Raw genomic sequence first — 10,472 nt, 5'->3', positions numbered from 1 at the left:
GGTGTAGGGGCGGGTTTAGGGACTAAATTCCGCTATTCACCAATAACTGAGCAACAAAACCCGCCCTGATTCAATTATGGGGGCGGGTTTGATCACATTCGGGTGACAAAAAACAATTGTCGGTTAAAGCTGCTTCACCTCAGCCACAAGCTGCGCCACAACATCCTTAGCGCTACCAAATAGCATCATGGTCTTATCGCCATAGAACAGCTCATTTTCAATCCCAGCAAAGCCCGCGTTCATACTTCGCTTAATCACGATCGCATGTTTCGCCTTATCGACATCGAGAATCGGCATACCATAAATCGGACTACTGCTATTGCTACGAGCGGCTGGATTTACCACATCATTGGCACCAATGACGAGGGCAACATCAGTATTATCAAACTGAGGATTGATGTCATCCATGTCGTAGAGATGGTCATAAGAGACATTCGCTTCGGCTAAAAGTACATTCATGTGTCCCGGCATCCGACCCGCAACTGGGTGAATCGCGTATTTGACCTCAACGCCCAGTTTTTCAAGCTGATCGGCTAATTCACGCACCGTATGTTGTGCCTGAGCCACTGCCATCCCATAACCCGGAACAACGACCACGGAGCGGGCATAGCCCAACATCATTGCTCCTTCTTCGGCATCAATACTATGGACAACTTTGTCACCTGTGCTACCGGCACCACCTGCACCGCCTTTGACATCACCGCTACCAAAAGCACTAAATAGCACGTTGGGTAAGGAACGGTTCATCGCCTTACACATAATGTTGGTCAGGATTAAACCGGAAGCCCCAACTAACGCCCCAGCCACAATCAGCATATCGTTCATCACCACAAAACCTGCCGCGCTCGCCGCTAACCCGGAAAACGAGTTCAGCAGTGAGATCACCACAGGCATATCGCCGCCGCCAATGGGTAGGACAAAGAAAATCCCTAACACTGAGGAGATACCCACCATCGACAGAAAGATGGTCGTATTGTCCGGTGTTACTAATAGGTAGCCACTACAGACCAAAAAGCTAATCAGGAGTAAGGCATTAAACAGTTGCTGTAAGGGAAACTTTACGGGTTTACCCGTAATCAACCCCTGTAACTTGCCAAATGCCACAAAGCTCCCGGTGAGTGTAACCCCACCAATTAGCACACCCAGAATCACGGTAATCGTAGACCCTAAGGGTACACCTTGACCCGCGTTCAGCAAGCGCCAAAATTCTCCGATCGCGACTAAGGCTGAGGCGGCACCACCCAACCCATTCAGCAAGCCTACCATCTGAGGCATGGCAGTCATCGCCACTTTATACGCTGCCGTCACACCAATGACAGCACCAATGGCGATTCCCACCAAAATCATTTGATAATTTAAGACCTGTTGGTTCAGCAGAGTTGCCACCACAGCTAGCAGCATCCCGACTGCAGCCCACACATTTCCTTGGCGTGCTGTCGCTGGTGATCCCAGCTTTTTCAGCCCAAAGATAAATAATCCGGTTGCGACTAAATACGTCAGTTCAATCCCAGTCGGTAGAAAGTCGGTCATGGGCTCACCTCTCTTATTTCTTAAACATTTGCAACATGCGATCCGTCACCAGGAAACCGCCCACCACGTTAACCGTGGCTAGCACGACAGCCACTAAACCCAAAATGACGGTGACATTCCATTCCTTTGATCCGGAGATGAGTAATGCGCCGATCACGGCAATCCCGGAAATGGCATTTGCCCCAGACATCAAGGGAGTATGCAGGGTGGGTGGCACTTTGTTGATCACTTCAAAACCAACAAAGGAAGCTAAGACAAAGACAAATAAACTGGCAATGAATGTGGTGGTCATCTTTTTTTCCTTTTTTCGGGTTGATTGTTGATTGTTCATGGTTCATGGTTCATGGTTCATTGTTCATTGTTCATTGTTCATGGGGAAAAACCAAATGATCAACCTGAACCTAACCTATACCTACACCTAGACGGTTGTACTCATTTGAGATAGGGCATCTTTCACCCGCTGATTGCGAATTTCACCCCCATGGGTAATGCAGGTGCTGTCTACAATATCATCCTCAAAATTGAGTTGTAACTGTCCTTCTTTGACCAGGTACTGTAATAACGTTGAGATATTCTTGGCGTACATCTGGCTGGCGTGGGTGGGCATGGATGAGGGGACATTGATTGGACCAATAACAGTCACGCCATGACGGACAATATCTTTCCCCGCTTCGGTAACGGCACAGTTTCCACCTTGTTCAGCAGCGAGATCCACGATGACGGAACCTGGAGTCATTTGCTCAACCATCTCCTCCGTTACCAGTAAGGGAGCTTTTTTCCCAGGAACTTGGGCGGTGGTAATCACCACATCCGATTGCTTGACCTGTTCTGCGATCACCTCTTGGGTGCGCTGTTTAGCCGTGTCAGAGATTTCCTTAGCATAACCCCCTTCCGCCACGGTATCTTCTTGGAGATCGACCTCAACAAACTTGGCTCCCAGACTTTGTACTTCCTCCTTAACCGCGGGACGAATATCAAAGGCTTCTACCATAGCACCTAAGCGTCGGGCCGTCGCGATCGCTTGTAAGCCAGCCACGCCTGCACCCAGAATAAACACTTTTGATGGTTTGATCGTTCCCGCGGCTGTGGTTAACATAGGAAAGAATTTCGGTAACGCGGCGGCGGCAATCAGTACTGCTTTGTACCCGGCTACCCCAGCTTGGGAGGAGAGCGCATCCATACTCTGGGCGCGACTGGTACGGGGAATCAACTCCATACTGAAGGCAGTCACCTTACGATTTGCCAGTTTTTGGGCGACATCTGGCTTACCCAGGGGACTGAGGAAGCTAATTAATGTTGAGTCTTCCCGCATCTGGTTGATTTCATCATCTTTGGGGATGCCCACTTTTACGATCACATCAGCTTCAGCCCAGAGTTTACCTGGATCTGAGACTAGGGTAGCCCCCGCCTCCTCGTAGGCGCGATCGCTAAAAAACGATGCCTCTCCCGCACCATTTTCTACCCAAATCTCTAAGCCCTGTTTGACCAAACGGGCAACAATATCCGGAATCAGGGCGACCCGATTTTCGCCCACTTCAATTTCTTTAACCAGTGCTATTTTCATGAAAACTCCTTGCTTATCGACTCACCGAAAAACTATAACTTGGGTGTTAGGCAACTGCCCTACATGAAGGGCGTATTTTTCTGACATGATAGCCCTTGTCCCTTTCTTTTGCATCAAAGATGCACCGGCTATTTTGGGCGAGAAAAATTTATTTGTCATTGACTAGATAAATATAGATTAATTCCACAATCTGGATAGTTATAGAATCGCCATTTTTCGGTAATAATCAGAAGTATGAGCAGCTTTTCCCCAATTTTGTGTATATTTAACTACAGATAAAACAAAAACGAAGAAGAGGGTGATGATAAGCTGCCAGACACTTTAGCCGAGTCAACGCCGAGAGTCAAGATGGAATAGGGGAAGATAAGCATCAGGCACTTTTCCCGCGTCTTGAGCGTCTGTACCATCGCTGGACTACAGATGAGGTAAATCTGCTACAGTCAAAGATTGTCAAGTTTAGTAAAAAGCTTGGTTTTATTACAGCCGAAGGTTTCCCACTTATGTTTATTAGCAAATCTCCTCTAGGACGCTTGGTGTCAGCCGTTGCTTTAACCGGCTGTTTACTGACTGGCGTAGCGGTTCGGACTTGGGCACAGAGTAATCCCGGACTGACGATATTTAGCGGTGTGCAACGGGAAAATATCCTCAGGTATCATCTAGGGTTTGGAGGTCGAGCCAATCAATGGGATCGATACTACCTGAGGATTCCCAGCAAGAAGATGGAATTGGCGGTGCAGCAGTTTGTCGTTCGTTATCCAGATTATTACACCGGAAAATTTGACACGGATCGAATTGAGGTAAGAGTTAACGGCGAATCCCTACCCATTGCTGAGGTAGATTGGGATAAAGAGAATTACCAGCTCCAGATTTATATGCAAGAGGCAGTTCCAGCCCAGGAGAAGGTAGAGATTGTGTTCTCTAATGTGAAAAATCCCCGGTTTGGCGGTACTTTTTATTTTGAATGTTTGGTATGGACTCCCGGTGATGTTCCCCTACCCCGTTACCTGGGAACTTGGATTCTGACGATTAGTTAGGCGATGGGAATGTTACGATAGTAGATCGTGATGCTTTGGTTTACAGGGTAAAGTAGTATAATCACTTTCGCTTTCTCCCTGTTTTGCCAACTTAAAAGATGTAGCGCGATAAACAATAAACCATGACCAAACGTACATTAGGCGGTAGTAACCGTAAGCAAAAACGCAAATCAGGATTTCGCGCCCGCATGCGAACCAAAAACGGTCGAGCTGTGATTAAAGCCCGTCGCAGTAAAGGACGTTATCGTTTAGCGGTGTAGTGTTATCTTGTCAATATTCAGGACTTACACAAAATTCACCGTTAGGCGTCGATAGTCGCGTAGGGTGCTGGATAATGCGCCCTATTGCCTGTTCTCTGACAAAGGACAAAAGACCAAGGACAAATAACAATTGTTACCCCAGGCGAATCGACTCAAGCATTGGCGAGATTTTAAGGCCGTATACCAAAAGGGAATTCGTCGCTATGGACGCCATTTAACCGTGCGCGGGTTACAGTTACCTAGAGTCTGTTCAGACAACTCACAGGTCAATCCTGACAATCTACCCCCCACTCGCATCGGTATTTCCGTCAGCCAAAAAGTCAGTAAAAAAGCCGTTGTCCGTAATCGGCTCAAACGGCAGATCAGAGCGGCTTTGCGCCAATTATTGCCGCGACTGACACCAGGTTGGCAGGTCATAGTTGGAGTACGCCCCAGCGCCTTGGAGTGCGATTATGCTCAATTTTTGCAAGAATTAGAGCAGTTATTGGTAGATGCTGAGGTGATAAATGGGCATTAAAGAAGAAACCTATTATCAGGGGGGTCCCCATATCGGTGATTTGATTATAAACATTTTGTTGGGGTTCACGGTTATCGCCCTGCCCTTAACCATTGGGGCGGTTGTGCGAGCATTGTGGTTGCGCTATCGGGTGACAAATCGCCGCATTTCGGTGACAGGGGGATGGCAAGGGCGCGATCGCACGGATATTATCTACTCCGAAATTGCCCAACTGCGGAAAGTTCCCCGGGCTATCGGTCTATGGGGAGATATTGTGGTTATCCTGAAAGATGGTAGCCGTCTAGAACTGAGAGCTATGCCTCAGTTTCGCGAAATTTACGACTATATCGGTGAAAAAGTTGCTGCCAAAACGGGTAAACCCCTAGATTCCGTTAAGGCTTAAAGTATAGCGGCGATGAGTAAGGGAGCAATGTTCGTGGGTGTCAATTGTCGGGTGTGGGGAATAATTGAACTCCTTACCTGGTGCAGAGAGCGCCCACCTGATCAGAAATTTCCGCCAAATTTCTGTATTTTTGGATACATTTTCCCGTTAATTTTCTTTGGGCTGCCCCAGAATGCGATCGCCTGAAAGCCGCCCCATGGGGTTACAGCGTGGAAAATCCCAGGGGCAATTGGCTGACATTGGCTCCCATTGCCGCCAATATTCGATAAATTAGATTCAGAAAACTTTACAGCGCCTAGGTTGACTTTATACGAATGGATTTTGGTATCGGGTTTCTTTCTAACAACGTCATGCTGCCAATCCTGGATTTCTTTTACGGGATTGTGCCTAGCTACGGTCTTGCCATCGTGGCACTGACTCTGGTAATTCGCTTTGCTCTCTATCCCCTGAACGCAGGCTCCATTCGCAACATGAGGCGCATGCGAATTACCCAACCGTTAATGAAAAAGCGGCAAGAGGAAATTCAGCAACGCTATGGCGATGACAAGGTGAAACAACAAGAGGAGATGAGCAAACTCTTCCAGGAGTTTGGTAATCCTCTAGCCGGGTGTTTCCCGGTGCTACTGCAAATGCCTGTATTATTTGCCCTATTTGCCACATTGCGGGGATCACCGTTTTCTAATGTGAACTACACGGTGGATGTGCAAATCTTTCCCCGGGAGAAAATGGAGTTCATCCAGCCTCAAGCCTTTGCCACTAAACCCCAAAATATTTACTTTGCCGATGGGGTTCACGCACCCGTCGCCGCTGTCTTACCCAGCGGTAATCGTTTAGTGGTGGGGGAGAAAACCCCAATCGACTTTCAATCCGTTGAAGGAAAATCCCTAAGCACCCTGGAGAAGGAATATCCAGACACCAAAATTGTGCCTAAATGGGAAATCACCAAAGGGGAAGACAAGGTACGCTTGACAACAGATGGCACCCTGGAAGCCTTAGCACCGGGCGATGTAACCCTAAAGGCGACAATTCCTGGACTAGCCGCCGAGCGAGGATTCCTGTTTATTGATGCCTTAGGGCGAGTGGGTGCCTTTGGAGATGAGGGCGACATCCACTGGGATATTGTGGGCATGATTCTATTTTTTGGCGTGAGTTTGTATGTGAACCAGATTCTCACGGGTCAAAATGCTCCTAGTGGTTCATCGCAACAAAATACGGTGAATAAGATTACGCCAGTTTTATTTTCCGGGATGTTCTTCTTCTTCCCCTTACCCGCCGGGGTGTTGATGTATATGGTGATTGCTAACGTTTTTCAGACGCTGCAATCCTTCATTTTGATGCGAGAACCCCTACCGGACAATATCCAAAAAATGGTTGATGAGCAAGAAAAAGCGGAACAGAAAACCAAATCAAAGGAAAAGTCAGGCGAAGGGCGAGAATCACTGCCATTTGAACCGAAACGTTCCAAGAAAAAAGCGTCAAGTTAGTTATGAGTAATCAGCAGCGGGGTCAGCAGTGGCTAGAAGAGTTGCTACGCTTATCTAATGTGTCGGCGACAGTGCAAGTATCTGAGGAGTGCCAAGATAGTAAAGCGAATTACTGGTTAACCATTGAGCAAAGCCAATTAACTGAGGCAGAGATTCAAACCCTGATTGGGGTTAATGGTAAGGTACTTGATGCGCTACAGTATCTGGCAAATGCAACGCTTAACCTGGGTAAGCCATTAGCAGATCAGGCGGCGTATACCGTTGAACTCAATGGTTACCGTCTACAGCGTCAAGAGGAACTCCGGATACTGGCAGATCAGGCGGCGCAGAAAGTACGGGAGACGGGTCAAGATTATGAATTGCGATCGCTCTCCGCTGCAGAACGCCGTCAAGTGCATAGGTTGCTCCAGGAATGCGAAGATTTAGAAACCCACAGTCAGGGTCAAGAACCAAACCGTCACTTGGTGGTGCGTCTGCGTCCTTAACTAACGATCAGGGTTTAAAATCAGGGGTAGGCGTGGTTTGTTGGCAGCAAAGGAGTGGCATCATGGAAGCAATTTATATTCCTGGATTGCTTAAATTACCAGAGCAAACCGAGGTGATTCAGGTCAATGAATTCCTGCCCGATTTAGAAACCCTAACGCCTGTGCGAGGAGGCTTGCAAGTTAAGCATCAAGGGAATTATTTAGAAGTATCGGCGCAAGCCGAAACGATTATTACCCTAGCCTGTAACCGTTGTTTGCAGCAGTACAATCATCGGTTAAGCGTGGATGTATCGGAACTGGTTTGGTTAGATGAAGCCGCCGAGCAACAGGATCTGGGTATGTTGGAACGAGAAACGCCCTTGGAGGAGTTAGTGGAAACCTTACATCCCCAAGGGTATTTTGATCCCAATAGTTGGCTTTATGAACAATTATGTCTAGAAATTCCACCCCGACAGTTATGTGACGCCAATTGTCCAGGAATTGTCATGGATGAGAATGATAGTACAAAGCCAACGGATCGGCGTTGGGATGCTCTGGAAATTTTGAAGGGAAAATTGCCAGGTTAATGGTTGATTGTTCATTGTTGATTGTTCATTGTTGATTGTTCATTGGTCAACATCCATTTAGGGGCGGGTTTGGGGATAAATATTGATTTTCCCTAACTGGGATACGAAACCCGCCCTCCTCTGATTCAATACAGGTAAAATGAGGTATGGTGACTGATTCGCTTTGACGTTGTTGCATTTCCCGCCAATACCCCATGAGTTTTAATGATCAGTTTGAGCTGCTGCTACGCGCCCGCTATCCCCTGATTTATATCCCCACCCTGGAAGAAGAACGAGCCGAAGTCGCGATCGCACAGGCGGCTCAACGCTTGGGTGAACGGGCGGTTTATCTGTGGGATTTTGTCGATGGCTATCAAGGGAACCCCAATGATCAAGGATTTGGACGCCGCAATCCCTTACAGGCTTTAGAATTTGTCGAAAAAATCCCCCCAAACGCCCCGTCTATCTTTATCCTGAGAGACTTTCACCGCTTTCTGGACGATATCTCCGTTTCTCGCAAACTGAAAAACCTGGCGCGACTCCTAAAATCCCAGCCGAAAAACATCGTCATTGTTACCCCTCAAGTCGCCATCCCCTCAGACTTAACCGAAGTGCTGACGGTACAGGAGTTTCCCCTACCCGATGTTGGGGAAATCAAAGCCGAAATTAGCCGCTTAGTCGCCGCCACCAGTCAATCCCTCAGCGACAAAGTTTTAGATGAACTGGTGCGCTCTTGTCAAGGGTTATCCTTAGAACGGATTCGTCGAGTCTTAGCCAGAGCGATCGCGGCGCAAGGACAAATCCAACCCGATGACGTGGAAATGGTGCTAGAGGAAAAACGCCAATCGATTCGGCAAACTCAAATCTTAGACTATTACCCCACCAGCGAACGAATTTCCGATATTGGCGGCTTAGATAACCTGAAAGACTGGCTGCTGCGCCGAGGCGGTGCGTTTACCGAACGCGCCCGACAATATGGATTACCCCATCCCCGTGGCTTGCTATTAGTCGGAATCCAAGGCACCGGAAAATCACTCACCGCCAAGGCGATCGCCCATCATTGGCATCTTCCCCTATTACGCTTAGATGTCGGGCGTTTATTTGGCGGCTTAGTCGGAGAATCCGAATCCCGTACTCGCCAAATGATTCAACTCGCCGAAGCCTTAGCCCCCTGTATTCTCTGGATTGACGAAATTGACAAAGCCTTTGCGGGAGTAGAATCCAAAGGCGATTCCGGTACCGCCAGTCGGGTTTTTGGAACATTTATCAACTGGTTAGCCGAGAAAAAATCCCCCGTATTTGTTGTGGCTACCGCCAATAATATCCAAGCCCTCCCACCGGAAATGCTGCGGAAAGGGCGATTTGATGAAATTTTCTTTGTCGGCTTACCCTCACAAGCGGAACGCCAAGCGATTTTTGAACTACACTTAGGGCGACTGCGCCCTCATAACCTCAAGAACTATGATCTAGAACGACTCGCTTACGAAACCCCCGACTTTTCCGGCGCAGAAATTGAACAAACCCTAATCGAAGCCATGCACATTGGTTTTAGTCAAAATCGAGATTTCACCACCGATGATATATTAGAAGCTGCCAGCCAAATCGTTCCCCTTGCCCGTACCGCCCAAGAACAAATTCAATTCCTTAAAGACTGGGCGGCGGCGGGAAAAGCACGGATGGCGTCAAGAGATAATCGTTTAAGTAGTCGGATTCAGCGTCAACTGCAATAAGCTGTTCGGCATTTAGATTAGGATATCTCAATTGCTCAAAGGCAATAGGCAACAGGCAACAGGCAACAGGCAACAGGGGATAGATGATTTAAATGCGTCTTAGCTTAAAAGTTTTGAGTTTTGATTTTGACCCTTCGCTTCGCTCAAATAACCTGGCGCGTCTGTAGGGGCGGGTAATGAAACTTTCTTTTTTGTCTTGATAGTAACGTTTGTACAAAACCCGCCCTGACTAACCTTTAAATGTGATAAATAATGACAAATAACCAATAAAAAATTCTATGATATCAGGTATTACCAAATTTTTGATCGGTTTTACTCTAGGCATCGCCATCCTATTAGCCGGGGGTGGTGCCGTCGCCTATTACTTTGTCACAAAATTATCAGTCAATCCAGCTAAACCCATTTTTGCCGAAGAACAACAAGCCAAATCACCGGTTAAATCCCCTGATTCTGCCAAGAAACCCGCTCAATCTGCCCAGAAGCCAAAACCCAGTCCGAGTCCTAGCCCCACTCCCAGTGAATCCCCAGAACCTGAAGAATTACCCCCTGGCGCGTATGAGGCGCGGGTAACCTGGCCCGAAGGATTAAGCCTGCGCGATTCTCCCAGTCTTAATGCCAATCGCATTGGTGGCATAGCCTACAATAAGGAAATTATCATCCTCAAAGAAAGCGATGATCAAAAATGGCAGAGGGTACGCTTGTCTGGTAGTGAACAAGAAGGTTGGGTCAAGGCGGGAAATGTTGAGCGAGTCGAATAAGTGTAGAGACGCGCCATGGCGCGTCTGTATTTTGACCCCGTGCTTCTCTCAATGGAACCTGGTTTGTAGGGGCGGGTTTTACTACTATCGTTTCCTTAGCACTGATTAAGTAACTAAACCCGCCCCGATCAAATGACAAATGACAAATGACAAATGACAAATGACAAATGACAAATGACAAAT

Annotated in this window: 12 protein-coding genes; 9 read left to right on the top strand and 3 right to left on the bottom strand. The window is 47.7% G+C overall.

Annotated elements, in window-relative coordinates; translation table 11 throughout:
* Nucleotides 1-123: 123 nt before the first annotated feature.
* From ACLFWI_RS19045 to ACLFWI_RS19035, 3 genes are all read right to left on the bottom strand, one after another.
* Nucleotides 124-1,530 carry an NAD(P)(+) transhydrogenase (Re/Si-specific) subunit beta gene (locus tag ACLFWI_RS19045; protein WP_446414214.1) on the bottom strand — a complete coding sequence of 469 codons (1,407 nt, stop codon included), beginning with the start codon at nucleotides 1,528-1,530 and terminating at the stop codon, nucleotides 124-126.
* A 13-nt stretch (nucleotides 1,531-1,543) separates the two neighbouring features.
* On the bottom strand, nucleotides 1,544-1,822 hold the full coding sequence (locus tag ACLFWI_RS19040; protein WP_446409758.1) for an NAD(P) transhydrogenase subunit alpha: 279 nt from the start codon (nucleotides 1,820-1,822) through the stop codon (nucleotides 1,544-1,546).
* 126 nt (nucleotides 1,823-1,948) lie between these two features.
* Nucleotides 1,949-3,094, bottom strand: coding sequence for a Re/Si-specific NAD(P)(+) transhydrogenase subunit alpha (locus ACLFWI_RS19035; RefSeq protein ID WP_446414213.1), 1,146 nt, complete (start codon nucleotides 3,092-3,094; stop codon nucleotides 1,949-1,951).
* 500 nt (nucleotides 3,095-3,594) lie between these two features.
* On the opposite strand from ACLFWI_RS19035, the gene ACLFWI_RS19030 reads away from it, so the two are divergent.
* From ACLFWI_RS19030 to ACLFWI_RS18990, 9 genes are all read left to right on the top strand, one after another.
* Nucleotides 3,595-4,128, top strand: a complete 534-nt coding sequence (locus ACLFWI_RS19030) for a DUF2808 domain-containing protein (protein WP_446414212.1) — start codon at nucleotides 3,595-3,597, stop codon at nucleotides 4,126-4,128.
* Nucleotides 4,129-4,250: 122 nt separating this feature from the next.
* Entirely contained in the window at nucleotides 4,251-4,388 is a 138-nt protein-coding gene (rpmH, locus tag ACLFWI_RS19025) for a 50S ribosomal protein L34 (RefSeq protein ID WP_006105140.1), read from the top strand.
* A 130-nt stretch (nucleotides 4,389-4,518) separates the two neighbouring features.
* Nucleotides 4,519-4,905, top strand: coding sequence for a ribonuclease P protein component (gene rnpA / locus ACLFWI_RS19020; protein ID WP_446414211.1), 387 nt, complete (start codon nucleotides 4,519-4,521; stop codon nucleotides 4,903-4,905).
* Nucleotides 4,895-5,287 carry a PH domain-containing protein gene (locus ACLFWI_RS19015; RefSeq protein ID WP_446414210.1) on the top strand — a complete coding sequence of 131 codons (393 nt, stop codon included), beginning with the start codon at nucleotides 4,895-4,897 and terminating at the stop codon, nucleotides 5,285-5,287. The genes rnpA and ACLFWI_RS19015 overlap by 11 nt, the downstream gene beginning before the upstream one ends.
* Nucleotides 5,288-5,601: 314 nt before the next feature.
* Entirely contained in the window at nucleotides 5,602-6,771 is a 1,170-nt protein-coding gene (gene yidC / locus ACLFWI_RS19010) for a membrane protein insertase YidC (protein ID WP_446414209.1), read from the top strand.
* A 2-nt stretch (nucleotides 6,772-6,773) separates the two neighbouring features.
* Nucleotides 6,774-7,256: a Jag family protein gene (locus ACLFWI_RS19005; protein WP_446414208.1), complete on the top strand. Its 483-nt coding sequence runs from the start codon at nucleotides 6,774-6,776 to the stop codon at nucleotides 7,254-7,256.
* Nucleotides 7,257-7,318: 62 nt separating this feature from the next.
* Entirely contained in the window at nucleotides 7,319-7,822 is a 504-nt protein-coding gene (locus ACLFWI_RS19000) for a YceD family protein (protein ID WP_446409757.1), read from the top strand.
* 194 nt (nucleotides 7,823-8,016) lie between these two features.
* Nucleotides 8,017-9,531, top strand: coding sequence for an AAA family ATPase (locus ACLFWI_RS18995; protein ID WP_446414207.1), 1,515 nt, complete (start codon nucleotides 8,017-8,019; stop codon nucleotides 9,529-9,531).
* Nucleotides 9,532-9,809: 278 nt separating this feature from the next.
* Nucleotides 9,810-10,289, top strand: coding sequence for an SH3 domain-containing protein (locus ACLFWI_RS18990; RefSeq protein WP_446414206.1), 480 nt, complete (start codon nucleotides 9,810-9,812; stop codon nucleotides 10,287-10,289).
* Nucleotides 10,290-10,472: the final 183 nt, after the last annotated feature.

It is taken from the genome of Coleofasciculus sp. (assembly GCF_046539235.1).
Lineage (GTDB): Bacteria > Cyanobacteriota > Cyanobacteriia > Cyanobacteriales > Coleofasciculaceae > Coleofasciculus.
Note: the sequence above shows the minus strand (reverse complement) of the source record. Positions and strands in the feature narration are given on the sequence as shown.

Coding starts and splice junctions, on each gene's coding strand:
- ACLFWI_RS19000 (WP_446409757.1), top strand. CDS start 7,319: ATGGAAGCAATTTATATTCCTGGATTGCTTAAATTACCAGAGCAAACC.
- ACLFWI_RS19015 (WP_446414210.1), top strand. CDS start 4,895: ATGGGCATTAAAGAAGAAACCTATTATCAGGGGGGTCCCCATATCGGT.
- rpmH (WP_006105140.1), top strand. CDS start 4,251: ATGACCAAACGTACATTAGGCGGTAGTAACCGTAAGCAAAAACGCAAA.
- yidC (WP_446414209.1), top strand. CDS start 5,602: ATGGATTTTGGTATCGGGTTTCTTTCTAACAACGTCATGCTGCCAATC.
- ACLFWI_RS19005 (WP_446414208.1), top strand. CDS start 6,774: ATGAGTAATCAGCAGCGGGGTCAGCAGTGGCTAGAAGAGTTGCTACGC.
- ACLFWI_RS19040 (WP_446409758.1), bottom strand. CDS start 1,822: ATGACCACCACATTCATTGCCAGTTTATTTGTCTTTGTCTTAGCTTCC.
- ACLFWI_RS18990 (WP_446414206.1), top strand. CDS start 9,810: ATGATATCAGGTATTACCAAATTTTTGATCGGTTTTACTCTAGGCATC.
- ACLFWI_RS19030 (WP_446414212.1), top strand. CDS start 3,595: ATGTTTATTAGCAAATCTCCTCTAGGACGCTTGGTGTCAGCCGTTGCT.
- ACLFWI_RS19035 (WP_446414213.1), bottom strand. CDS start 3,094: ATGAAAATAGCACTGGTTAAAGAAATTGAAGTGGGCGAAAATCGGGTC.
- ACLFWI_RS18995 (WP_446414207.1), top strand. CDS start 8,017: ATGAGTTTTAATGATCAGTTTGAGCTGCTGCTACGCGCCCGCTATCCC.
- ACLFWI_RS19045 (WP_446414214.1), bottom strand. CDS start 1,530: ATGACCGACTTTCTACCGACTGGGATTGAACTGACGTATTTAGTCGCA.